At 70.2% G+C, this 23,595-nt stretch carries 17 protein-coding genes; 6 read left to right on the top strand and 11 right to left on the bottom strand.

Annotated elements, in window-relative coordinates:
* Positions 1-3: 3 nt before the first annotated feature.
* From ACFZCY_RS15920 to ACFZCY_RS15890, 7 genes are all read right to left on the bottom strand, one after another.
* Positions 4-1,875 (bottom strand): CocE/NonD family hydrolase, encoded by a 1,872-nt coding sequence (locus ACFZCY_RS15920; protein ID WP_391173057.1) that lies wholly within the window; start codon positions 1,873-1,875, stop codon positions 4-6.
* A gap of 11 nt (positions 1,876-1,886) precedes the next feature.
* Positions 1,887-2,834, bottom strand: coding sequence for a transporter substrate-binding domain-containing protein (locus ACFZCY_RS15915; RefSeq protein ID WP_391173054.1), 948 nt, complete (start codon positions 2,832-2,834; stop codon positions 1,887-1,889).
* An 88-nt stretch (positions 2,835-2,922) separates the two neighbouring features.
* Positions 2,923-4,176, bottom strand: coding sequence for a membrane dipeptidase (locus ACFZCY_RS15910; RefSeq protein WP_391173051.1), 1,254 nt, complete (start codon positions 4,174-4,176; stop codon positions 2,923-2,925).
* A complete protein-coding gene (locus tag ACFZCY_RS15905) occupies positions 4,173-4,961 on the bottom strand; it encodes an ATP-binding cassette domain-containing protein (protein ID WP_391173048.1) in 789 nt (262 codons plus the stop codon). The genes ACFZCY_RS15910 and ACFZCY_RS15905 overlap by 4 nt, the downstream gene beginning before the upstream one ends.
* Entirely contained in the window at positions 4,958-5,785 is an 828-nt protein-coding gene (locus ACFZCY_RS15900; protein ID WP_391173045.1) for an ABC transporter permease subunit, read from the bottom strand. Before ACFZCY_RS15900 ends, ACFZCY_RS15905 begins: the two co-directional genes overlap by 4 nt.
* 174 nt (positions 5,786-5,959) lie before the next feature.
* On the bottom strand, positions 5,960-7,549 hold the full coding sequence (locus ACFZCY_RS15895; protein WP_391173042.1) for a fatty acyl-CoA synthetase: 1,590 nt from the start codon (positions 7,547-7,549) through the stop codon (positions 5,960-5,962).
* 114 nt (positions 7,550-7,663) lie between these two features.
* The gene (locus tag ACFZCY_RS15890) at positions 7,664-10,276 is read right to left on the bottom strand and encodes a PA14 domain-containing protein (RefSeq protein WP_391173038.1); all 2,613 of its coding nucleotides are present in this window, start codon (positions 10,274-10,276) and stop codon (positions 7,664-7,666) included.
* 202 nt (positions 10,277-10,478) lie between these two features.
* Between ACFZCY_RS15890 and ACFZCY_RS15885 the strand changes: the two genes are divergently transcribed.
* Positions 10,479-11,222: an SDR family oxidoreductase gene (locus ACFZCY_RS15885; protein WP_391173035.1), complete on the top strand. Its 744-nt coding sequence runs from the start codon at positions 10,479-10,481 to the stop codon at positions 11,220-11,222.
* Positions 11,223-11,474: 252 nt separating this feature from the next.
* Positions 11,475-11,930, top strand: coding sequence for a lamin tail domain-containing protein (locus ACFZCY_RS15880; RefSeq protein ID WP_391173032.1), 456 nt, complete (start codon positions 11,475-11,477; stop codon positions 11,928-11,930).
* A 24-nt stretch (positions 11,931-11,954) separates the two neighbouring features.
* Here the strand turns inward: ACFZCY_RS15880 and ACFZCY_RS15875 are convergent, their stop codons facing one another.
* Complete coding sequence (locus ACFZCY_RS15875) at positions 11,955-13,208, bottom strand: SLC13 family permease (RefSeq protein ID WP_391173029.1); 1,254 nt, start codon at positions 13,206-13,208, stop codon at positions 11,955-11,957.
* A gap of 182 nt (positions 13,209-13,390) precedes the next feature.
* Between ACFZCY_RS15875 and ACFZCY_RS15870 the strand changes: the two genes are divergently transcribed.
* Positions 13,391-14,101 (top strand): FCD domain-containing protein, encoded by a 711-nt coding sequence (locus tag ACFZCY_RS15870; protein ID WP_391173027.1) that lies wholly within the window; start codon positions 13,391-13,393, stop codon positions 14,099-14,101.
* A 17-nt stretch (positions 14,102-14,118) separates the two neighbouring features.
* Here ACFZCY_RS15870 and ACFZCY_RS15865 read toward each other — a convergent pair whose 3' ends face one another.
* Positions 14,119-15,102: a multicopper oxidase domain-containing protein gene (locus ACFZCY_RS15865; RefSeq protein WP_391173675.1), complete on the bottom strand. Its 984-nt coding sequence runs from the start codon at positions 15,100-15,102 to the stop codon at positions 14,119-14,121.
* A 338-nt stretch (positions 15,103-15,440) separates the two neighbouring features.
* Between ACFZCY_RS15865 and ACFZCY_RS15860 the strand changes: the two genes are divergently transcribed.
* Both ACFZCY_RS15860 and ACFZCY_RS15855 read left to right on the top strand, forming a co-directional pair.
* Positions 15,441-17,831 carry a ThuA domain-containing protein gene (locus ACFZCY_RS15860; RefSeq protein WP_391173672.1) on the top strand — a complete coding sequence of 797 codons (2,391 nt, stop codon included), beginning with the start codon at positions 15,441-15,443 and terminating at the stop codon, positions 17,829-17,831.
* A gap of 32 nt (positions 17,832-17,863) precedes the next feature.
* On the top strand, positions 17,864-20,035 hold the full coding sequence (locus tag ACFZCY_RS15855) for an OmpL47-type beta-barrel domain-containing protein (protein WP_391173024.1): 2,172 nt from the start codon (positions 17,864-17,866) through the stop codon (positions 20,033-20,035).
* A gap of 163 nt (positions 20,036-20,198) precedes the next feature.
* Here the strand turns inward: ACFZCY_RS15855 and recQ are convergent, their stop codons facing one another.
* Both recQ and ACFZCY_RS15845 read right to left on the bottom strand, forming a co-directional pair.
* On the bottom strand, positions 20,199-22,109 hold the full coding sequence (recQ, locus tag ACFZCY_RS15850) for a DNA helicase RecQ (RefSeq protein ID WP_391173021.1): 1,911 nt from the start codon (positions 22,107-22,109) through the stop codon (positions 20,199-20,201).
* 34 nt (positions 22,110-22,143) lie between these two features.
* Positions 22,144-22,689 (bottom strand): YceI family protein, encoded by a 546-nt coding sequence (locus tag ACFZCY_RS15845; protein WP_391173019.1) that lies wholly within the window; start codon positions 22,687-22,689, stop codon positions 22,144-22,146.
* A 239-nt stretch (positions 22,690-22,928) separates the two neighbouring features.
* Here ACFZCY_RS15845 and ACFZCY_RS15840 point away from each other — a divergent pair, with 239 nt between their 5' ends.
* Positions 22,929-23,471 carry a snapalysin family zinc-dependent metalloprotease gene (locus tag ACFZCY_RS15840; protein WP_391173016.1) on the top strand — a complete coding sequence of 181 codons (543 nt, stop codon included), beginning with the start codon at positions 22,929-22,931 and terminating at the stop codon, positions 23,469-23,471.
* Positions 23,472-23,595 lie beyond the last annotated feature (124 nt).

Raw genomic sequence — 23,595 nt, 5'->3', positions numbered from 1 at the left:
CGGTCACGCGTCGTCGGGCCGCGTCCACAGCAGCACCGCCGAGGGACGCGTCGCGTCCATGTACACCCGGTTGGTGGCGACCGCCTTGCGCCGGGTGACGGCCTCGGGCTCACCGGTGTTGGAGTTCACATCGAAGCGCGGGAAGTCGCTCGACGAGATGTCCACCCGCAGCCGGTGCCCGGCCCCGAAGCGGTTGGCGGTGTCCGGCGCCGGGATCTCGATCTCGTACACCTCGCCCGCCACCAGGGGCTCGGGCCGCTCGAACGACGCGTGGAAGCGGCACCGGAAGATGCCCTCGGTGAGGTTCATGGCGAACCCGTGCGGATAGTCCTCGTTCGGCGGGTGCACGTCGACCAGCTTCACCGTGAAGTCGGTGTCCGGCGCGGTCGAGGAGATGAACAGCCGGGCGGTGACGGGGCCCGCCACCACCAGCGGCTCCTCCAGGGGCGGGGTGACCAGCGAGATCACATCGGGCCGTGAGTTCAGCGGCAGATACGGCGCGCGCGCCCCGTAGAAGCGCTCGTCCGGCACCTGGTCGAAGGCGCCCCCGACCATCACCGGCTCGCCCGAGGTCACCTGCCCGCCCAGGGTCGGCACCGGGTCGCCCGGATCGAAGTCGTACTCGGCCCACGCGTCCTCGGCCACCGGTCTCTCCCGGCTCAGCTGACCCGAGGTGTGGCAGTAGAACGCGGTCTCCCGGGTCCCGGTCGGCGGCCACCGCGTGTCGGTGTGCCACCGGCCGCCGTGCCGCATCCGCCCGGCCGCGTCGCGGCGGCCGTCGCCCCCGCCCATCAGGAAGTACCGCACCCGCGGGATCGCCTCGGGGTCGCCGTCGCGCAGCACCGCGTCGAACCACCGCTGCCGGAAGGCCAGATACGAGGTGTCCACGTTGTCGCTGAACGTCGCGGCGGGCCCGAAGTCCACATCACCGGCGAAGGTGACACAGCGCGCGCCGTGCGTCCACGGCCCCATCACCAGATACGCCGGGGACGTCTTGAGCCGCCCCATGGCCGTGAAGTTCTCGATGGTGGAGCGCACATACGGGTCGTACCAGCTCGCCATGTGCAGCGTCGGCACATCCGGGAAGCGGTCGTAGTGCCCCCGCCCGTAGATCGCGGGCTGCCGCCAGTACGCGCCGAACGCGTCGTGCCGCCACTGGTCCAGCAGATACCGCTCGTACTGGCCGACCCGCGCCAGCGGGGAGACGCCGGGGCGCCACGGCAGCACGGTGAACCAGTCCCGCAGATCGGTCCCGGCGAACGCCTTGCGCACCAGCGGGTCCCGCTCCGCCTCCGGGCTCTCCTCGCCGTGCCGGAACGCCCAGGTGACCTGCTTGAGTTCGAAGGCGCCGCCCATCCGCATGCCCGCCTCGTACGCGCTGGCGAAGCCGCCGGAGTCCATGAACATCGCGGCCAGGGGGGCGGGGGACTCGGCGGCGGCCGCCGTCTGGGCGTGTGCCGAATAGGACACACCCATCATCGCGACCCGCCCGTCGCACCAGGGCTGTGCGGCGATCCACTCGAGGGTGTCCGCGCCGTCCGGCCCTTCGCCCAGGTACTTCACGAAGGTGCCCTCGGAGTCGCCCCGGCCCCGGCAGTCCTGCCGCACCACGTGGTATCCGGCCCGGACGAAGAAGGCGGAGGTCTCCTCGGGGGCCGGCACCGGCTCGTCGTGGCGGCAGCGGTCCGACTCGCGGGCGGCGCGGCGGCCGTACGGGGTGCGCTCCAGGATCACCGGCCGCGGACCGGGCCGCTCCTCGGGTGCGTACAGGTCGGCGGCGAGGACCACCCCGTCCCGTACGGGCACGCGCAGCAGGTGCCGCCACAGTCCTTCGCCGAGGTGTTCCGTGGCCTCGGTCCGCCCGGTCGGTGCCATGGGGGAGACGCTCACTTGGTCTGGGACTGCTTCGAGCCGTTGAGGAGCATCTGCGACCGGGTGATCGTGGACAGCGGCATCTCCCAGCCGCCGAACAGCTTCGCGTAGGTGCCCGACTCCTGCATCTCCCGCAGCCCCTTGACGATCACGGGAGCGAGACCGGCGTCCTTCTTGGCCTGGATGCCGTAGATCGCCGTCGCCGCGGGAAGCGTGAGCAAGTCCTTCAGCTCCAGCGTCTCGAACTTGCCGTCCGAGTTCTCGCTGACGTTGGTGTTGGAGGCGCTGGGCGCGACCACCGCGTCGATCCGCTTGCTCTGCAGGGCCAGGCTCGCGGCCGCCAGATCCGCGTACGCCTGCGGGCTCACGGCCTTCTTGCCCTTCGCGGCACACCGCTTGCTGAGCCCTTCGAGGACGTTCTCGGTGCCCGCGCCCTTCTCGACGCCGACCTTGTGGCCGCAGATGCCGATGCCGGACTCCGGGCGGAACCCGCTCTCCTTGTTCACCATCACGGTCACCTGGCTCTGGGCGAAGTCGGCGAAGTCGACCTCCTTCTGGCGCTCGATGAAGTCACCGGAGGGCGCGCTCAGGTCGATCCGGCCGGACTTCAGCCCCGGGATCACCGCGTCGAACGGCGTCCGCACCACCTTGATCTTGATGTCGAGCTGGGAGGCGAGCTGCCTGGCCAGATCCGGGACCAGGCCGGTGATCTTCCCGTCGGAGCCGATGGTCACATACGGGGCGTACTCGCTGACGCCCATGACCAGGGTCTTCTTCTTGAACTCCGCGGGCACCTGCGCCGCCAGCGCATCGTCCTTCGGCTCCAGCGCGAGGGTCGGCGTGGGCGCGGCCTCCTTGGACTTGCCCTTGTCGTTCGGGGTGTCGTCGACCGAACAGGCGGTGAGGGTGATCGCGAGGGAGACGAACAGGGCGCACGCGGCGGCGCTGGATCGGTGGCGCATGGCTGTGCTCCGTTTCGGGAGATCCGGGCGGTCCCGGTGTTCCGGGTGTGGGGGGAGAGAGAAGGTGCGGGTGGAAAGTCCGGGGTGGTCAGCGGCCCCAGACGGTCTCGGCGACGCGCCGCACATTGCCCCCGGCGAGCTTCGCCACGTCCTCCTCGGAGTAGCCGTGGTCGAACAGCCAGCGGATCATGTTGCCGACGGCCTCCCCGGGGTTCTCGCAGCCGTGGACGTAGTCGACCGGCTCGTGCGGCGGCGGCTGCGAACTCTGGCCGTCGGCCGCGTCGTCCTTGCCGAACAACGGGGCGAAGGTGCGGTGCCAGGCGGTGTGATCGCCGAAGTTGGTGTCCGGGCCGAAGGCCACATGGTCGATGCCGACCAGGTCCAGGCAGCGCTCCACGTGTTCCATCACCGACTCCAGGCTGTGCCGGGGGTGCCGGGCGGTGATGGTGGTGTGCGGCGCCGCCTCGACGCCGATGAATCCGCCGGAGCCCGCGCACGCCCGGATCACATCGTCGGGCTTCATCCGCGGCGTCGGCCACAGGGCCCGCGATCCGGCGTGGGTGATCACCACGGGATCGGTGGAGCGGCGCACCGCGTCCAGCGCCGTGGCGTCCCCGGTGTGCGAGACGTCGACGATGATGCCGAGGTCGTTCATCCGCCGCAGGGCGCGGCGGCCGAGCACCGTAAGACCGGTGTCGCCGGTGTCCGCCAGGCCCGAGCCGAGCTGGTTGCTCTCGCTGTACACCAGCCCGAGCAGCCGCACCCCCAGACCGTAGAGCAGATCGAGCCGGTCGACGTCATTGCCGATGGGGGACGCGGACTCCAGGGTCAGCACGACGCCCACCTGGTTCCCGGCCCGGGCCCGCTCCGCGTCCTCCAGGGTGCGGACCGGGGCCACCAGGCGCTGATGGGCGAAGTCGGCCTGGCGCATGGCCAGATCGCTCACCGCGTCGTCCCAGTCCCAGGGGGTGTGCGAGCGGATCATGCTGACGGCGGCCGGGCCGCCGTCGAAGAACAGGTCCACGCCCGAGTGCGCGATGCCCTCGTACGGAATCGCCTCCCGTCCCTGACGGCGGAACGCGGCGAAGTCCCCCGGGTCCGCGGGCCGCAGCGACAGATGGTCGTGCGCGGAGATCACCGGATGGCGTTCCTCGAAGTCCCGCGCCCGGGCCTCGACGTCCTCGCTCCACACCGGAGCCGAGCCGGGCACCCGGCCCACCGCCGGCACCAGCTCGAAGTCCCGGAAGTCCGCGCCCGGCTCCAGATAGTGGTACGAGCGGTAGCCGTCCCACAGGTCCAGCCGGGCGCGGGTCTTGGCGGGCAGTGGACGTTCGGTGCTCATGCGCTGACCTTCGACAGGAATGTGCGGGTGCGGTCGTGGGAGGGGGCGTCGAACAGACGGTCCGGCGGGCCCTCCTCGACGATCCGCCCCTCGTCCATGAACACGACCCGGTCGGCGACCTCGGCGGCGAAGCGCATCTCATGGGTGACGACCACCATCGTCATGCCCTCTTCGGCCAGGTCCCGGATGACGCTCAGCACCTCCTGCACCATCTCCGGGTCCAGGGCGGAGGTCGGCTCGTCGAACAGCATCACCTTCGGCCGCATCGCCAGCGCCCGGGCGATGGCCACGCGCTGCTGCTGGCCGCCGGACAGCTGCTCGGGGTAGCTGTCCAGCTTGTGGGCGAGCCCGACCCGGCGCATCAGCTCCTCGGCCCGGGCGTCGGCCTTCGGCTTCGACAGCCCGAGGACCCGGCGCGGCGCCTCCACGATGTTCTCGCGGGCGGTCAGGTGCGGGAACAGGTTGAAGCTCTGGAAGACCATGCCCATGACCGAGCGCTGCGCGGCCAGCTCGCGGGGGCCCAGCTCATGCAGGGAGGTGCCGCTCAGCCGGTAGCCGATGACGCTGCCGTCGACCATGACCAGGCCGTCGTCCGGGATCTCCAGGTGGTTGACGCACCGCAGCAGCGTGCTCTTGCCCGATCCGGACGGGCCGATGACACAGACCGTCTCACCCCGGTGGATATCCAGGGAAATGCCGTGCAAGACCTCCGTGGAGCGGAACGACTTGACGATCCCGCGCAGGGAGACGATGGGCTGCGCTCCCCTTTCCGATGCCACGGTCATACCGAGTGCTCGATCCTCTTCACTTTGGTGACCTTTTCGGCCGGTATCAGCGTGTGTCGCCCCAGACGTCGCTCCAGGCGCTGCTGCACGAGGGTGATGACGCCGGTGATGATCATGTACCAGATCGCGGCCACGATCAATAGGGGAACGGTCTGGAAGTTCTTCGAGTAAATGAGCTGCACCGAGTAGAGCAGATCGGCCAGGGAGATCACGCTGACCAGAGATGTGGCCTTGAGGAGAGATATCAGCTCATTTCCCATCGGCGGCACGATCACGCGCAGCGCCTGGGGGAGGGTGATACGGAAGAAGATCTGAGTCGGCGTCAATCCGAGCGCGGCCGCCGCCTGGCGCTGCCCCTCCGGCACGGACAGCAGACCGGAACGGATCAGCTCCGCCACATACGCCGTCTCATGCAAGGTCAGACCGATGACCGCAGCGGTAAGCGGACCCAGCAGGGAATTCGAATCGAAGGTGACGAACTGCGGGCCCCAGGGAATTCCGAGGGACAGGGTGGGAAACAGTGCCGCCAGGTTGTACCAGAAAAGCAGCTGCACCAGCATGGGAATCGAGCGGAACACCCAGATGAACGCGCCGGCGGCCGCCGACATCAGCCGCGAGGAACCCATCCGCATGAGCGCCACCCCGGTGCCCAGCACGAGGGCGAAGACCATGGTCGCGGCGGTCATCCCGAGGCTGACGCCGATACCCTTGAGGATGCGGATCTCGAAGAAGTATTTCCCGACGGTGTCCCACTCGAAGCGCGGGTTGGTGAATATCGTGGTCACCGCCATCGCGGCGAACAGCAGCACCACGGCATTGGCCACGAGCAGTCCTGGACGCCGTCGCTTCACGCGTTTGAGCCGGGATGGCTCGGGTAGGGCGTCACGATTCGGGACTTTGCTCATGGAGGGCCCTCGGGCGGTTCGTCGGCACGTCAGGGGAATACCGCATCCTAAAACCGGGTTCCGGGACCGCCCCGAACAGTTGACACAGAACCGTCAACCGTCGGCGCCGAGGTGTCCGTAGGTGTCGCGCAGTTCCCGTTTGAGGATCTTGCCGCTGGGGTTCTTCGGCAGGGACGCGGCCACCACCACGTACTTGGGCACCTTGTACCCGGCCAGCCGCTCCCCGCAGTGCGCCACGATCTCCTCGGCCGACACCCGCTCTCCCGCCCTGGCCACCACGACCGCCGTCACGGCCTCGATCCAGTACGGATGCGGCACCCCGAACACCGCGGCCTCCGCCACCGCGGGGTGGGCGTGCAGGGCCTCCTCCACCTCGCGCCCGGACACGTTCTCGCCGCCGCTGTTCACCATGTCCTTCTTGCGGTCGACGACGGTCAGATAGCCCTCCTCGTCCATGACCCCGAGGTCGCCGCTGTGGAACCAGCCGCCGCGGAACGCCTCCGCGGTGCGCTCGGGATCCCGCCAGTAGCCGAGCATGGTGTGCGGGCCGCGGTGCACGATCTCCCCGACCGTGCCCGGCGGTACGGGACGGTCGTCCTCGTCCACCACCAGCGTCTCGACGTTGAGCGCGGCCCGCCCCGCCGACCCGGCCTTGCGCTCCTGGTCGGCCGGGCCGAGGACGGTCGCGATCGGCGACATCTCGGTCTGCCCGTAGAGGTTGTACAGCGCGAGCCCCGGCAGCCGCCTGCGCAGCTCGGCCAGCACGGCGACCGGCATGGCCGCGGCGCCGTAATACCCCTTCCGCAGCGACGACAGATCGCGGCTGTCGAAATCCGGATGCCGCAGCAGCGCGATCCACACGGTGGGCGGCGCGAACAGCTTGGTCACCCGCTCCGTCTCGACCGTCGCCAGCAGCGCCGCCGGATCCGGGCCGGGCAGGATGATCGAGGTGGCCCCCAGATACACGTCCGGGGTGAGGAAGACGTGCAACTGGCCGCAGTGGTACAGCGGCAGCGCGTGGACCTCGACATCGTCGGCCGCCATCCCGCCGTCCACGATCGTCGTCAGATACTGCGAGATCAGACAGCGGCTCGTCATGATCGCGCCCTTGGGGCGCGACTCCGTCCCCGAGGTGTACATGAGCTGGACCGGATCGTCGTCGTCCAGGGCGGGATCGGGCACGGGATGGCCGTACTCCTCGCCCAGCGCGGCGAAGTCCTCCCAGCCCTCCCGCTCCTCCCCGCCGATGGCCGCGCGCAGGGCGAGGCGGGCCGGTGCGGCCTCGGCCAGCGCCGCGTCGGCCGCATCCAGCAGGCCGTCGCCCGCGATGACCCCGACCGCGCCCGAGTGGGCGAGGAGATACGCGACCTCCGGGGGCCTCAGCATGAAGTTGACCGGCACCGACACCGCGCCCAGCCGGGCCAGCGCGAAGTACGCCACCACATAGCCGTGCGAGTTGCGCGCGTACAGCACCACCCGGTCGCCCCGGGCGACACCGCGCGCCGCCAGCGCGCCCGCCGTGCGGCTCACCAGCGCGTCCAGCTCCGCGTACGTCTGACGCAGCGCGCCGTACACCACGGCCGTCTTGCCGGGCAGCCGGGCGGCGCTGCGCGCCAGCAGATCGGCGATGCCGTGGCGCCGGGCGCGCGCGATGTCCACGGGCAGCGCGGAGGGTGCGGTCACCAGGAGTCTCCCGAGGCGCTCGGAGGGACAGGACGCGTCGTCACGCTGACACGGCGTGAGGCGGCGATCAAGACCGGCGGCGCCGGGGGCGCCGCCGGTCGTTACGCGTACGGGCTAGCCGGTGCACTCCATCGACGCCGGGTCCTCCGCCGCGCGGATCAGGGACCGGTGCGCCTCGCGCAGCCGCTCCACATCGGGCTTGACCTCTCTGCGGTCATAGGTGATGAGCCCATTCAGCTCGCCCTCCACATCCGTGATCTGGGTGTAGACCGCGCCGCTGTTCCCATGGCAGGCCACCTGCTGCCGCACCTTGTCCAGCAGCTTCAGATATTCGGCCGTGTACTGCTCCTGGTCCACGCCCACATAGGTGTGCTGCACCGGCCAGGCGTGCCCCGGTACGGCCAGCCCGAGACCGCCGTACTCGCCGATGACGCCCGCCCGCCGGGCGTCGGGGCGGGGTTCGCCGGGGCCGGGGTAGGCATGGATGTCGGCGAGGTCGCCGTTGCCGGTGTCGTTCCAGCCGCTGGCGCCGTCGATGAGCCGTGAGGGGTCCCAGCCCTTGGCGAGCGCGGGCACCTTCGGGCCGCCGTACTGGCCCCATCCCTCGTTGAAGGTGACCCAGACGCCGATCGACGGGCTGCTGATGTGCTGGTCGATCATGGCCTTCATCTCGCGCTCGTACTGGCCCTGCGCCTGCTCCGAGGGCGCGATCGTGTTCATGGCGGGCATGTCCTGCCACACCATCAGACCGAGCCGGTCGGCCCAGTAGTACCAGCGGTCGGGTTCGACCTTGATGTGCTTGCGCACGGAGTTGAACCCCATCCGCTTGTGCATCCTCAGGTCGTACGCCAGCGCCTGGTCCGTCGGCGCGGTGTGCAGACCGTCCGGCCAGAAGCCCTGGTCGAGGGTGGCCATCGAGAAGAACGGCTTCCCGTTGAGCACAATGCGCTTCTTGCCGGCGACCTCCTCGACCGCGATGCTGCGCATGCCGAAGTAGCTCGTCACCCGGTCGGCCTTCGCGCCCCGCCCGACGGTCACCTCCAGCCGGTACAGATACGGATCGTCCGGCGACCACAGCCGGGGCGAGGGCACCGGCACGGTCAGGGCCGAGCCGGTGCGCCCGGTCACCGTGCCGACCGCGCGCTTCCCCTCGTACGCGGTCGCGGTGACGGGCACGCCGTCCCGCACCCCGCGGACCTCCGCGGTGAGCGCCTGGCCCGGCACGTCGGGGGTCAGCTTGAGGCTGTCGGCGTGGTCGGCGGCCACCGGCTCCATCCACACGGTCTGCCAGATGCCGGAGGAGGGGGTGTAGAAGATGCCGCTGGGGTCCAGCCGCTGCTTGCCCATCGGCGGGTTCTCGCCGTCCTCGGCGTCCGTCGGGTCGTACACGCCGACCAGCAGCTCCTGGGTGCGGCCCGGGCGCAGGGCGTCGGTGACGTCGGCGCTGAACCGGTCGTAGCCGCCGCGGTGCTCGGCGACGCGGGTGCCGTTGACGTAGACCTGCGCCTGCCAGTCCACGGCGTCGAAGTTCAGCTTCAGCCGCTGCCCGTCGCCGACGTTCCAGCCCGCGGGGACGGTGAAGGTGCGCCGGTACCACATGCGGTCCTCGTGGCGCTCCAGACCGGACAGCTTGGACTCCACCGGATACGGCACCAGGACGCGTTCGCGCAGCCGCTGCCCGAACGGGGGCGCCTGGCCCTTCTCGGCGGCGGCGAACTGCCAGCTGCCGTTGAGGTTCTTCCACCGGTCGCGGGTCAGCTGCGGGCGCGGGTATTCGGGGTGGGCGTTGTCCGGGCCCACGTCCTTGGCCCACGGGGTGCTCAGCTGGTACGTCGAGCTGTTGCCGCCGAAGGCGAGGAACTGGCCGATGGCGCCCTTGTCGTTCGCCAGGCCGCCCTCGCCGTCGTAGCGCACGATCGCCTCGCCGCCGCGGCCCACCACCGGTTCCTCGAGCGCGAGCAGCAGCCGCGAGGGGTCGGCCGGGTCCAGCCGGGCCCGGCCCAGCGGCCAGGCCGCGCCGCCGATGACGGCGGTGAGGTGGCCGGTCAGCCCGGCCGGGGGAGTGGCGAGGGGGCGGGCGAAGTCCATCAGCAGCGTCCGGCCGTCCCGCTGGACGGAGCTGCTCACCGGGCCCTCGTAGCCGAAGTCCGGGGGCAGCCGGAAGGCCGACGCCGGCACCGGCTCCTTGGTCCCGCCGGGCGGGGTCCAGGCGAGGTGGAGGTTGGAGCCGCCGTAGTGCTCGAAGTATTCGACCTTGATGTCGTACGCGCGGCCCGCGGTCAGCTCGACCGGCTCGGAGGTCTGTTCCTTGTCCCAGTCGTCGACCCAGTGGTCGATGACGGGCCGGCCGTCGATCCACAGCCGGAAACCGTTGTCGCCGGTGATCGAGAAGGTGTGCGCCCCGGAGCGCCCGGGGACGAGCCGGCCGGTCCACCGGACGCTGACGTCGTCGGACCGCCCGGTGGCGGTCTGCAGCCGCGGCTCCAGGTTGTCGAAGTCGAGGGACGTATCGAGGGTGGTCGCCTTGAGCTCGTGGAAATCGAAGGCTCCCGGGGCGGACTGGAGGTAGTAGTCACCGCGCAGGCCGTTGATGACGGGGCCGGGGTCGTCGGCCGCGGCGGCCGCGGCGGGGCCGGGGGCGGTCAGCAGACCGAATACGCCGAGCGCCAGGACGAGCACGCCGATGAGAGGTCTGACGGGTCTGGCGAGGGCCGAACGTAAACGCACATGTCCTCCTTGCCGGAACAGCTGCCGGAACACATGCCGGAACAGCTGTGGGAACACGGTGGGGCGCCGATCATTCGGCCAGTGGCGACAGAACCTGTCAATAGTGAACGCAAGCCAACACCCTTGACGGGAAAGCGCTTTCTGCCTAGCGTCAATTCACACTTGTGATCGAGATTCAACGATTTGCACGATGGAGGCCGTAATGGGGCGACGGATCGTGGTGTCGGGCGGCGGTACGGGCATCGGACTGGCGACCGCGGAGTCCTTCGCCGCGGACGGCGACCGGGTCGTCATCGTCGGACGCCGCACCGAAGTGCTGCGCGCGGCGGCCGGCAAGCTGAACGCCGCCCACGGGGACGGCCTGGTCACCTGGACCGGCGCCGACCTGAGCGACCCCGCGCAGACCCGCCGCGCCGCCGAGGAGATCGCCGCCGACGGCCCCGTCGACGTGATCGTCACCAACGCGGGCGGCAATGTCGCACCCGGCAACGACGGCACTCTGGAAGGCATCGCCGACCAGTACCAGCGCAACTTCGCGGCCAATGTGCTCACCGCCGTCCTGTTGACCGAAGCCCTCATTCCGCATATCGCCCGCCCCGGTGGCCGGATCGTGCACCTTTCCTCGGTGGCGGCGCTGCGCGGCCCCGGTTCGTACGGCGGCACCAAGGCCGCCCTGCACACCTACACCTTCGAACTGGCCAAGCGGCTGGGCGCGGAGGGCGTCACCGCCAACGCGGTGGCCCCCGGCTATGTCGAGGACACCGAGTTCTTCGGCGAGCGCGGCACTCCGGAGTTCATCGCGCAGCAGATCGGGCAGACGCTCACCGGACAGCCGGGCGTACCCGCCGAGATAGCCGCCGCCATCCGCTATCTGGCCTCCCCGGAGGCCGCGTATGTCACCGGGCAGGTCCTGCACATCAACGGCGGGGCGCAGTACGGACGCTGACGCGCCCCCGCCCCAGCTCCCCGTTCGTGCGTCAAGGGCGTGCCGCAAGGGCCGGACGGCCCCTGATCAGGGGCCGCGCAGCCCTGCCGCGATGGATCTCCGCGGTCCACTCTGGTTGCCCACACAGGTGGGGGGAGACGGACGGACGGCCGCACCGAGGGAGTCACCTCGTGACTCCCAAACCATCTCGGGCGCGGCCGTCCGTCCGTCTGTGTGCGCACCACCGCGACACGACGCAAGGGGAGAGACGTCATGTTCCGTCACACCGCCAGGGCCGGCGCGGCCATCGCCGCGGGCTGTGCCATCGCGCTGCTGTATCCCGCGGCGCCTGCCGGGGCCGCGGGCTCCGTGCACCTTCACAAGATCTATTACGACTCTCCCGGTACGGACAACCGGAGCAACTCCAGCCTCAACGCCGAGTATGTGCAGATCAAGAACTCCACCTCGCGCGGGGTGAGCCTCAAGGGCTGGGTGGTCGTCGACGCGAGCCGCCACGCGTACACCTTCCCCTCGTACACCCTCGGCGCGGGCAAGACGGTGACGGTGCGGACCGGCGCCGGCTCGGACACCTCCGCCACCAAGTACCAGGACCGCCGCGCCTACGTCTGGAACAACACCAGCGACAAGGCCACGCTCCGCAGGAGCGGCGGCACCACGGTCGACACCTGCTCGTACAACAGCAGCCGGGCCGACTACACGATGTGCTGACCCTTCGGTCCCGGGCCGGGCCGTTCAGCCCAGGCCCGGGACCACCATCGTCAGCCAGACGGCGGCGGGGACGACGACCACCATGATGCCGCCGTAGATCATCAGCTGGCGGAAGAACCGGTCCCGGTCGACATCGGGCGCGGCCGCCAGCACCAGCGCCCCGTTCGTCGAGAAGGGGCTGACGTCGACGACCGTCGCCGAGACCGAGAGCGCCGCGATCATGCCCACCGCGCCGATGTGCCCCTGGGAGAGAAAGGGGACGGCGAGCGGGATGAGCGCGCCCATGATGCCCACGGACGAGGCGAAGGCCGAGATGATCGCCCCGATGTAGCACAGCAGCAGCGCCGCGAGCAGCGGAATGCCGATGTCGGTGACCGCGTTGCCCGCGTAAGTGATGGTGCCCATCTCGTCCAGCACCCCGACATAGGTGAGCACACCGCAGATCAGCAGCACGGTGGGCCAGGTGATCTCGTTGACGGCCCGCTTGCCGTGGTCCGGCCAGAAGGCGCTGAGCGCGACCGCGAGGGTGATCGCGGTGAGCCCGGCGTCCAGGTCGAAGGCGAGCACCGCGACCACCAGCGCCACCAGCGCCACCAGGGTCGCGATCCGGGCCGGGGTGAGCCGGGTGTCCGCGTCCGACGCCGCTTCCTCGGAGGCGTCCGCGGTGTCGGTACGGGGCAGCTTCAGCCCGCCGCACACGACGAACACGACGGCCGCGATGAGCAGATTGACGACGAGGCTGGCCAGGAACAGGGCAACCTCGTTGCCCGGCAGCTTCTCCCGCTCCACGATGCCGTTGACGATCGAGCCGTAGATGCTGATGGGGGAGAAGCCGCCGCCCTGGGCGCCGTGCACCACCATGGCCCCCATCAGCAGCGGGCTGATCCGGTAGCGCGCCGCGAAGCTCAGCGCGAGGGGCGCCACGATCGCGACCGCCGCCGGGCTCACCGCGCCGATCGCGGTCAGCACGCCGCTGATCGCGAACATCACCCACGGGATCAGCGCCACCCGCCCGCGCACCAGCCGGATCGCGGCGTGCACCAGCCAGTCGGTGGTCCCGTTGGCCCGGGCCAGCGCGAACAGATACGTCACGCCCACCAGCACCACGAACAGATCGCCCGGGAACCCGGCGAAGATGTGGTCCGCGTCGAAGTCGGCGACCAGCTCCCCCACGCCGAAGGCGGCGGCGAAGGAGAGCGCGCCCATGTTGATCGATCTGGTGGTGGCGATCACGAAGACCACCACCAGCACGAGTATCGAGATCAGTTCGTCGGACATCGAGCGCGCTCCCGTCACAAGTGGCCCAGCCGCGACACACGTTGCGGGCGGGGAGGTGCAACAGTCAATACATGCGTGGCACATTGGCTGAGCCAATCGACCATTGGTGCTCGCCGGGTGCTACGCTGCGGATCGGAGCCGTCACCAACCGCAGCAGCCAGCCGCAGCAGGGGGAAGCTCGTATGGCCGACGACGCACTGCGCCCGATGAACCGTCAGCGCCTGTACGAGCAGGTGCTGGAGCGGCTGCGCACCTACGTCGAGGAGGGCGGGCTGCGCGCGGGCGACCGGCTGCCCACCGAACGGGAACTCGCCGAGCGGCTCGGCATCAGCCGCGCCTCCGTCAAGCAGGCCATCGTCGTGCTGGAGGTGCAGGGCCTGGTCGAGGTGCGCCAGGGCGGCGGTATGCGGCTGCTCCGCGACAGCCTCGACACCGAGCCCGTGGAGCGCCTGATGGAGCGCAGGCGGCGGCTGCCCGATGTGCTCGACGCCCGCGAGGCGCTGGAGACCAAGCTCGCCGAACTCGCCGCCGAGCGCCGCACCGACGACGACCTCGCCGCCTTGGAGCAGGCGCTCAACTGGATGGAGGACGAGATCGCGACGGGCCGCCACGGCGTCGAGGGCGACCGCCGCTTCCACGCCGCCGTCACCGCGGCCGCCCACAGCCCGCTGCTGGCGGAGTTCATGCGCTCCATCGCCGAGCAGATCGGCGAGAGCCGGGAGGAGTCACTGCGTCAGCCGGGCCGCCCCAAGCGGTCGTTCGCCCAGCACCGGAAGATCCTGGACGCCATCGCCGAGGGCCGCTCCAAGGCCGCGGCCGCGGCCATGCGCCGCCACGTCCGCACCGTCGCCCAGGTGCGCCTGCTGCACTGGGATCCGGACGGATCCTCCTGAGCCGGACCGCCCTTCGGCTACTTCCGGTCGGCCGTCAGGTGGTGCGGGTCGTAGCCCGGGATCGTGCCGTCGGGCTTGGCGACCAGGAAGAGCCCCGCCATCCCCATGTCGGAATGGCTCTGTACATGGCAGTGGTACATCCACGCGCCCGCGCCGGTGTTCTCCCCGGCGATGACCTGGAAGCCGAACGAGTCGGCCGGGCCGGTGATCTTGTTGTCGATGACCCGGCTCGGGTCGTCCGGCCCCTCCAGAATGCCCGTGCGGTTGTCCGCCCAGCGATGACCGTGCATATGGAAGGTGTGGTAGTACTCGCCGTGGGTGATCATGATGATCTCGACGCGTTCGCCCACCGTCGCCTTGAACTCGGGCGCGTCATGGCCCGACTTGTTGTTGATCGTCATGTCGTTGAAGACGATGGTGAACTGCTTCTGCGGCAGGATGTCGCCCGCCCGGCGCACCACCACCGGACCGTACAGCCCCTTGCGGATGCCCCCGGTGCCGTGCGGGGTGCCGACCGCGTGGTCGTGGTAGTGCCAGTAGCCCGCGCTGCCCGGCCGCCAGGTGCCGTCCGCGCGGGTGCCCGGGGCGTGGGTGCGCCAGGTGTACGTACGCGTCCCGCCCGGTTCCACGGCGCTCCGGTTGAGCTGGGTGCCGTCGCTGGCGGTGTCGTAGTCCAGGCCGTGCACATGGAGGCTGGCGGTGACGTCCATGGTGTTCTCGAACTCGATGTGCAGGGTGTCGCCCTCGGTCAGCTCGATCAGCGGGCCGGGGATGGACGCCTTGCCCTTCTCCAGGCCGTAGCCCATCTGCCCGTCGGGCAGCTTCTCCGCGTACAGCTTCATACGGCGCACCACGCCACCGGCCGCCGCCGTGGCCACGCGCCGCTTCGGGCCTTCCGCGGAAGTGGCGGAGGCCGGGGAGGCGAGGGGCAGCGGGCCGCTGATCGCCGCGGCGGCCGCGCCACCGGCGAGCAGGCGGCGGCTGAAGCCGCGTCTGGGCATGGTGCCGGGTGCGTCGCTCATCGCTCTCCCAACTCGGTGCGGCTGTTCCGTCGTTGCCGATGCGCACGTGCCCCGGGGATGGCATCACGGTAGCCGGAGGGCGCTCGTTCATCCACACTCAGGACAAAGTTCGTCGAGTTGCGGTCATAGCTATTGGCGGACCGCGAAAAGGCGTCTAGCTTCCTTCAGCGGTGTATCCGGTACCGGAGAGGGATGGGTTACTCATGCGGGATGAACCGTACCAAAAGCCCTCGGAAAGGCGTCGGCTGACGCAGCGTCGGCCGCGGAGGAGACGCGCGGCGTTGGCGGCACTGCTGTTCGGGGCCGTCACCGCGACCATGCTCGGCGGCACCCCCGCCGCCGCCCGCCCCGAGGAGCGGCCGCGGCCGGCGCTGCCGTCCCCGCCGGGCGGTGACGACGTCAAGGTGCTGGTCTTCCACGGCTCGGCCGGGGACGAGGCGCCGACCGTGGACGCCGGTATCGAGGCCATCGAGCGCATCGGCAACCAGGGCCCGGCGGCGACCCGCTTCACGGTCGACGCCACCGCCGACGCCTCCGTCTTCACGACGCCGAAGCTCGGCACGTACAACGCGGTCGTCTTCCTGACCGGCGCGGGCGATGTGCTCGACCCGGAGCAGGAAGCCGGACTCGAAACGTACATGGAGGCGGGCGGCGGCTTCCTCGGCATCCACGACGCGGCGCGCAACGAGCCGTACTCGGACTGGTTCACCGGTCTGATCGGCGCGCGCCCCGCCGCCACCAGCCCCGCCACCGTCCAGCGGGCCGTCGTCGAGGTCGGCGACCGGACCCATCCGGCCACCAAGGACCTGCCGCTGGAGTGGAAGCGCCCCGACACCTGGCTCAACTGGAAGACGAATCCTTCCGGCCAGGTGCACACCGTCGCCCGGGTCCGGGAGAGCAGCTACCAGCCGGGCGCGGACGCCAACGGCTGGGACCACCCCATCTCCTGGTGCCGCGACTACGACGGCGGCCGGTCCTTCTACACCGGCATGGGCGGCACGGCGGCCGGATTCCGGGAGACGGACTTCCGCGCCCATCTGCGCGGCGCGCTGCTGTGGACCACCCGCCTCGCCCGCGCCGACTGCCAGGCCACCATCACCGCCAACTACAAGGCCGAGCGGGTCACCAAGCCCAACCAGCCCGGCCAGGCGGACCAGATCGGCGAGCCGCACGGCCTGGTCACCGCCCCGGACGGCCGGGTGCTGTACATCGGCCGCGGCGGCAGCGACAACAGCGCCCCCGTCGTCACCGACTGGAACGACCCCGACATCGGCAAGGGCCAGGGCCAGATCCATGTCTACGACCCCAAGACCGGCAAGGTGACGCTCGCCGGCGCGCTCACCGTCTTCGGCAACAAGGGCGGCGGCGACGAGCTGATCAAGAACGAGGAGGGGCTGCTCGGCATCGAGCTGGACCCGGACTTCCTCACCAACGGCTGGGTGTATCTGCACTACACCCCGCACTCCCGGATCAACCGCGACACCCGGATGGCCGAGCGCCGGGTCTCCCGCTTCACGCTGAACCTGAAGACCGACAAGCTCGACCTCGGCTCGGAGAAGGTGCTGCTGTCCTGGCCGGTGCAGATCCACAGCTGCTGCCACGCGGGCGGCGGCATGGCCTGGGACTCCCAGCGCAATCTCTACATCGCCACCGGCGACAACAACTCCTCCCAGTTCAGCGACGGTTACTCGGGAAACAACCCGCAGCCGAACTACAAGGGCGTGTCCTTCGCCGACGCCCGCCGCACCGCCGGGAACACCAACAACCTCAACGGCAAGATCCTGCGGATCCACCCCGAGGCCGACGGCACCTACACCCTCCCCGAGGGCAATCTGTTCACCGGCAAGGAGCCCGACGAGGGCGGCGGCAAGACCCGCGGCGAGATCTATGTGATGGGGGTGCGCAACCCCGCCCGGATCTTCGTCGACAAGAAGACCGACATCCTCTACGCGGGCTGGGTCGGCCCCGACGCGGGCGAGCCCAGCACCACCTGGGGCCCCGCCAAGTACGACACGTTCGCCGCCATCACCAAGGCGGGCAACCACGGCTGGCCGTTCTGCATGGGCAACAAGCAGCCGTACCGCGACCGCAACCTGCCCGATCCGGGCAAGCCGCTGGGCTGGTACGACTGCGATCACCCCAAGAACGAGTCGCCCAACAACAACGGCCTGGTGAACCTGCCGCCGGTCACCGGGAACACCATCTGGTACTCACCCCAGGGCGGCGCCCCCGACTATCCGCGTGACGCCAATGGCATCCCCAGCTACAAGGCGTCCGAGGCGAAGTTCCTGCTGCCCTGGCTCAAGGGCGGTGGCCAGGCCACCATGAACGGCCCGGTCTACCGGTACGACGAGACCAGCAACAGCACCACCAAGTGGCCCGCGTACTGGGACGGCAAGTGGTTCGTCGGCGACTTCTACGACGGCGACCAGCCGCGCCACGCGGTGGTGACCGACCCCAGGACCGTCGGCAAGGGCGGGCTGCCCGTGCACGCCGAATCCCTCAAGAAGATCATCCCGGTGGGCGCCGACGGCATCCGCAACCTCATGGACTGGAAGTTCGCCCCGGACGGCTCGCTCTATGTCCTCGACTACGGGCGCGGCTTCTTCACCTCCGACGCCAAGTCGGCGCTGTGGCACATCACCTACAAGGGCGGCGAGCCCACCCCGCTCGCCAAGGACGTGGCCAGGAAGGCGGAGCAGCGGTGAGACGACGGCGGCAGAAACCCCCCAGATCGTGGATGGCGCTGCTCGCCGCGCTGCTCATGGTCCTCGGCCTGACCACGGGTATGTCCACGGCCACCGCGGCATCCGGGAAGGCCACGGCACAGCAGACGCTGACCTGGACCGCGGGTGACGACATCACGAAGTACGTCTCGGCGCCCACCACGGCGGTCGCCGGGAAGACCACCATCGTCTTCGAGAACAGCACCGCCACCGGGAACACCATGGGAATGCCGCACACGCTCACCTTCGACGTGTCGGATCCCGAGTACAACAACGACGTCCCGCTGAACATCCTCGCCAACCCCGCGGACGACACCGGCGGCAAGCACTCCGTCGAGGTCACCCTCACCCCGGGCCGCTACCGCTACCACTGCACCATCCCCGGCCACGGCCAGATGCAGGGCATCCTCGTGGTCACCGAGGACGGCGGGGGCGAGGACACCACGGCGCCCGAGACCTCCGCGAAGGTCGAGGGCGAGCAGGACGCGGACGGCGCGTACATCGGCATGGCCACGGTCACGGTGTCCGCCACCGACGCGGGCTCGGGCGTGGACCGGATCGAGTACGCGGTGGGGGACGGGGCGTTCCAGCCGTACACCGCCCCGGTGATGGTGCACGAGGTGGGCACGCACACCATCCGCTACCGGGCCACCGACAAGGCGGGCAACACCTCCGGGGTGAAGTCGGCGGACTTCCGCGTCGTGGCCCCGCCGACGGACGACAAGACACCGCCCGAGACCTCCGCGACGGTGTCCGGGAAGCAGGGCCCGGGCGGTGAGTACTACGACACGGCCACCGTCACCATCACCGCCTCCGACACCGGATCCGGCGTCAACACCATCGAATACGCCCTCGACGGCGGCGACTTCACGAAGTACACCGCGCCGGTGACGGTGAACACCCACGGCTCCCACACGGTGCGCTACCGCGCCACCGACCGGGCGGGGAACACCTCCGAGGCGAAATCGGTGGGCTTCTCCGTGGTCGCGCCGCCGAGTACGGACACCACCCCGCCCGAGACCTCCGCGAAGGTGGAGGGCACCAAGAACTCGGACGGCAACTTCCTCGGCAGCGCCAAGGTGACCCTCACCGCCACCGACGCCGGGTCCGGTGTGGCGAAGACCGAGTACTCCCTCGACGGCGGCCCGTACCTCGCGTACACCACCCCCGTCGTCGTCGACCGGGTCGGCCGCCACACCCTCGCCCACCGCGCCACCGACAAGGCCGGGAACACCTCGTCGGCCACGTCGCTCGCGTTCACCGTGGACGAGGGCGGCGGCGTGCCCGCCCCCGCGTGCCCGGAGTGGGACGAGCGGCTGACCGTGATCGTCGGTACGGTCGACACCGGCGTCCCCAACCGCATGACCCGCGCCCGCTGCACCATCAACGAGCTGATCGAGGACGAGAAGGACTGGTCCTCCCACGCCCTCTTCCTCAAGCACGTCACCTCGGTCACCGGCAAGCTGCTCTCCGACGGCGTGATCGACCAGCGCGAGAACGACGCCATCAACCAGGCCGCCGACGAGTCCGGGATCGGCAAGCCCGGCCAGAGCGAGGGCTACCACGACCTCTTCGACGGTACGAAGAAGTCGTTCGACCAGTGGCAGCACGTCGGCGGCGGTGCCTTCGGGCTGAACGACGACGGCACCATCACCAGCAGCTCCACCGTCGACGGCATGGGCATGCTGTGGTTCCCGCGGCGCACCTACGACGACTTCTCGCTGAAGCTGCAGTTCCGTGACGACGCCCCGGGGACGGGCAACGCCAACAGCGGTGTCTTCGTCCGCTTCCCGGACGTGAACGACCACCCCGAGGAGTCCCGCCCGGAGTGGGTCGCCATCAAGTACGGGCACGAGGTACAGATCAACGACCGCCCGGACGGCGACATGTACAAGACGGGCTCGATCTACGGCTTCGACCGGGTCGGACTGGGCGGCGCGGGTGTGACGCCCAAGGGCAGCTGGAACGACTACGAGATCCGGGTGGTCGGCCAGCACTACACGATCTACCGCAACGGTGTGCTGATCAATGAGTTCGAGAACGCCGGGGGCCAGGACTTCACCCCGCCGCGCTCGGACGACCCGGGCACCGACGGCCGCCGGTTCGCCTCCGGATACATCGGTCTGCAGAACCACAGCACGGGCGATGTGGTCTCGTTCCGCAACATCCGGATCCAGGAGCTGTAGCGGCACCGAGGCCAGGAAGGTGAGTGGCCGCCGGAGTACCCCAGTCCCCGGCGGCCACCATCACCTCGAGGTTACCGGAGGTAATACTCGACGGTAACCCCTCTGCTCACCACATGCCAAAGCCCTGCCCCGACCAGCGGGGCAGGGCTTCGGCCGGCGCCGTCTAGGACGCCAGCGTGTCCAGGATCTGCTGCCCGTACTTGAGCAGCTTGTTCTCGCCGACCCCGTTCACCGCGCCCAGCTCCTCCAGCGTCGAGGGGACGACCGTCGCGATCTCGCGCAGCGTCGCGTCGTGGAAGATCACATACGCGGGCACGCCCTGCTCCTTCGCGGTCGCCGCCCGCCAGGCCCGCAGCCCCTCGAAGACCGGCACCGCCTCCTCCGGCAGATCGGCCGCGGCCTTGCGGGACTTCGACGACGGCCCGGACGCACCCGCCTTCGCCGACTTGCCCGTACGTGTCTTCTCCGGCTCGCGCCGCAGCCTGACCTCGCGCTGCCGCCCCAGCACCTCGGCGCTCGCGTCGGTGAGTACCAGCGTGCCGTAGTCGCCCTCGACGCCGATCAGCCCCTGGGCCAGCAACTGCCGTACCACACCGCGCCATTCGGCCTCGCGCAGCTCGGTGCCGATGCCGAACACCGACAGCGCGTCATGGTCGAACTGGATGACCTTGGCCGTCTTCTTGCCGAGCAGAATGTCGATCACCTGCCCCGCGCCGAATTTCTGGTTCCGCTCCCGCTTGAGCCGGACCACCGTCGACAGCAGCTTCTGCGCGGGGATGGTGCCGTCCCAGGACTCCGGGGGCGTCAGACACGTATCGCAGTTGCCGCACGCGGTGCTCCGCTGGCCGAAGTACGCCAGCAGCTGGACCCGGCGGCATTCGACGGTCTCGCACAGGGCCAGCATCGCCTCCAGGTGCTGCCCCAGCCGGCGCCGGTGGGCGTCGTCGCCCTCGGAGGTGTCGATCATCTTCCGCTGCTGGATGACGTCCTGCAGCCCGTACGCCAGCCAGGCGGTGGACGGCAGCCCGTCACGCCCGGCGCGGCCCGTCTCCTGGTAGTAGCCCTCGACCGACTTCGGCAGGTCCAGATGGGCGACGAACCGCACGTCCGGCTTGTCGATGCCCATGCCGAACGCGATCGTCGCCACCACGACCAGACCGTCCTCCCGCAGGAAGCGCGCCTGGTGCTCGGCGCGGACCTGGGCGTCGAGACCCGCGTGGTAGGGCACCGCCTCGATCCCGTTGCTCACCAGGAACTCGGCCGTCTTCTCCACCGAGGCGCGGGACAGGCAGTAGACGATTCCGGCGTCACCCGGGTGCTCGGTGCGCAACAGCTCCAGTAGCTGCTTCTTCGGCTCGTTCTTCGGGGCGATCCGGTACTGGATGTTGGGGCGGTCGAAGCTCGCCACGAAGTGGTGGGCGTCCTGGAGCTTCAGCCGGGACGCGATCTCGCCGTGGGTGGCCTCGGTGGCAGTCGCGGTCAGCGCGATGCGGGGCACCGTGGGCCAGCGCTCGTGCAGCTCGGACAGGGCCAGATAGTCCGGCCGGAAGTCGTGCCCCCACTGGGCCACACAGTGCGCCTCGTCGATGGCGAACAGCGAGACCGTGCCCCGGTCCAGCAGCCGCAGCGTGGACTCCACGCGCAGCCGCTCGGGCGCGAGGTAGAGCAGATCCAGCTCGCCCGCGAGGAATTCGGCCTCCACCAGCCGCCGCTCGTCCAGGTCCTGGGTGGAGTTGAGGAACCCGGCCCGCACGCCGAGGTTCCTCAGGGCGTCGACCTGGTCCTGCATGAGCGCGATCAGCGGCGAGATGACCACCCCGACCCCCTTCCGCACGAGCGAGGGGATCTGGTAGCACAGCGACTTGCCGCCGCCGGTCGGCATCAGGACCAGTGCGTCACCACCGGCTATCACATGCTCGATGATCTCCTGCTGGCCTCCCCGGAACGCGTCGTAGCCGAAGACGCGGTGCAGCACGCGCAGGGCCTCGCTGCCATCGGGGCCGCCCGCGACAACAGGTCCGGCTGCGACATCGGGTCCGGCTGCGACATCGGGTCCGTTTTCGGGAAGAGCCATCCGGCGATTCTAGAGGTTTTGCGGGGTGCCCTGGTCAACGGCGGGTGAAGCGCGCGGTGACGGTCATCGCGGCGGCGCCCGGCATCATCCCCAGCCGGTTCCAGGTCATGCCGAAGCGGGTGCGGTCGACGTCGACCTCGGCGGTGAGCGTGACGGCGTCGGCGGTGGCCTCGGTGAGCCGCGCAGTGAAGGACAGCGGGCGGGGGTTGCCGAGGATGGTCAGCTCACCGTCGACCGCGACCGCGGCACTCTCGCCGGGCACCGCGCCCGAGGCCACGAAGACGATCTCGGGGTGGTGGTCCGTGTCGAGGAAGTCCTTGCTGCGCAGATGCTCGTCGCGCTTGGCGTTCCGGGTGTCCAGCGACGCGGCGTCGATGGTCAGGGTGCCCCGCGCGGAACCGTCCGCCGCCACTTCGCCCTCCCCGCTGACGCCTGTGAAGACACCGGTCACGGTGACCAGTCCCCAGAACGTCTTGTGCCGGACGCGGACCGTGGACCCGGCCGGGTCCAGGACCCAGCGGCCCGCCTCGACGGCGGACGGCGAGACGGGGGCAGGGGTGGAATCGGCGGTGTCCGCCATGGCGATCACTCCTCGGTAGGTGTGGGGCAGGTTGCACAGCAGCTTAGGGAGAACACCCGGCGCGGGGGGAGGTTTCGGACGCGGGGATCTGCCAACTGGCGCCGCCCCCGACCCCGGTGTGACGTGGCCGCGGGAGAACGGGTTGGATGGGTGCGGGCGTGGGCACAGTGGCCGTTGAGACATGACGGTTCGTCATGTGCACGCCCAGAATGGATCCTTTCCCCCACGAGGAGGCCGATGTGACATCCAGCAGACTCGTCCGCGCATTGCCTGCCGCGATCGCGGCGGTGCTCGCCCTGGCGGGCGGCCAGGCGGTGGCCGCCCCGGCTCCCGATGCCGCCGCGCGTGTGGTCACGTACGACGCCAGCGGGGCCGCCGAGTTCAAGGACGCGGTGACCAAGGGCGCGACGGTCTGGAATCAGAGCGTGAAGAACGTACAGCTCAAGCCGGTCGCCTCCGGTCAGCGGGCCAACCTGCGCGTCATCGCCGACAACGGCTGGCCCCGTGCCCAGGTCACCGCCCTCGGCAGTGGCACGATCTACTTCGGACGGCAGGCCGTGGACGAGGGCCACAACACCGTACGGATCGCCTCGCACGAGATGGGCCACATCCTGGGCCTGCCCGATGTGAAGCCGGGGCCGTGCTCCAGCCTGATGTCCGGCGCCAGCGCCGGTACGTCCTGCACCAACGCCAACCCCAACGCGGCCGAGAAGGCCGAGGTCGAGGACGCCTTCGCGCTCCTGGAGAAGTCCAGCGCGACGGCAGCCGCGTACAAGGACTGACCGGGGCTCGAGCGGTGAACGGGTGGGGGGGGCGGGGGCGGGGGGGGCCGGCCCCCCCCCCCCCCCGACAGCGGGGGGCAAAAAACGGGGGGGGGGGGGGCGGCGGCCGCCGGCGCGGGGGGGT

This window comes from Streptomyces sp. NPDC007983, assembly GCF_042958345.1.
Taxonomy (GTDB): Bacteria; Actinomycetota; Actinomycetes; order Streptomycetales; family Streptomycetaceae; genus Streptomyces.
The sequence above is the reverse complement of the archived record's forward strand: the minus strand, read 5'-3'. Positions and strand labels throughout refer to the sequence as shown.

Coding starts and splice junctions, on each gene's coding strand:
- ACFZCY_RS15920 (WP_391173057.1), bottom strand. CDS start 1,875: ATGGCACCGACCGGGCGGACCGAGGCCACGGAACACCTCGGCGAAGGA.
- ACFZCY_RS15915 (WP_391173054.1), bottom strand. CDS start 2,834: ATGCGCCACCGATCCAGCGCCGCCGCGTGCGCCCTGTTCGTCTCCCTC.
- ACFZCY_RS15910 (WP_391173051.1), bottom strand. CDS start 4,176: ATGAGCACCGAACGTCCACTGCCCGCCAAGACCCGCGCCCGGCTGGAC.
- ACFZCY_RS15905 (WP_391173048.1), bottom strand. CDS start 4,961: ATGACCGTGGCATCGGAAAGGGGAGCGCAGCCCATCGTCTCCCTGCGC.
- ACFZCY_RS15885 (WP_391173035.1), top strand. CDS start 10,479: ATGGGGCGACGGATCGTGGTGTCGGGCGGCGGTACGGGCATCGGACTG.
- ACFZCY_RS15880 (WP_391173032.1), top strand. CDS start 11,475: ATGTTCCGTCACACCGCCAGGGCCGGCGCGGCCATCGCCGCGGGCTGT.
- ACFZCY_RS15875 (WP_391173029.1), bottom strand. CDS start 13,208: ATGTCCGACGAACTGATCTCGATACTCGTGCTGGTGGTGGTCTTCGTG.
- ACFZCY_RS15870 (WP_391173027.1), top strand. CDS start 13,391: ATGGCCGACGACGCACTGCGCCCGATGAACCGTCAGCGCCTGTACGAG.
- ACFZCY_RS15865 (WP_391173675.1), bottom strand. CDS start 15,102: ATGCCCAGACGCGGCTTCAGCCGCCGCCTGCTCGCCGGTGGCGCGGCC.
- ACFZCY_RS15860 (WP_391173672.1), top strand. CDS start 15,441: ATGCTCGGCGGCACCCCCGCCGCCGCCCGCCCCGAGGAGCGGCCGCGG.
- ACFZCY_RS15855 (WP_391173024.1), top strand. CDS start 17,864: ATGGCGCTGCTCGCCGCGCTGCTCATGGTCCTCGGCCTGACCACGGGT.
- recQ (WP_391173021.1), bottom strand. CDS start 22,109: ATGGCTCTTCCCGAAAACGGACCCGATGTCGCAGCCGGACCCGATGTC.
- ACFZCY_RS15845 (WP_391173019.1), bottom strand. CDS start 22,689: ATGGCGGACACCGCCGATTCCACCCCTGCCCCCGTCTCGCCGTCCGCC.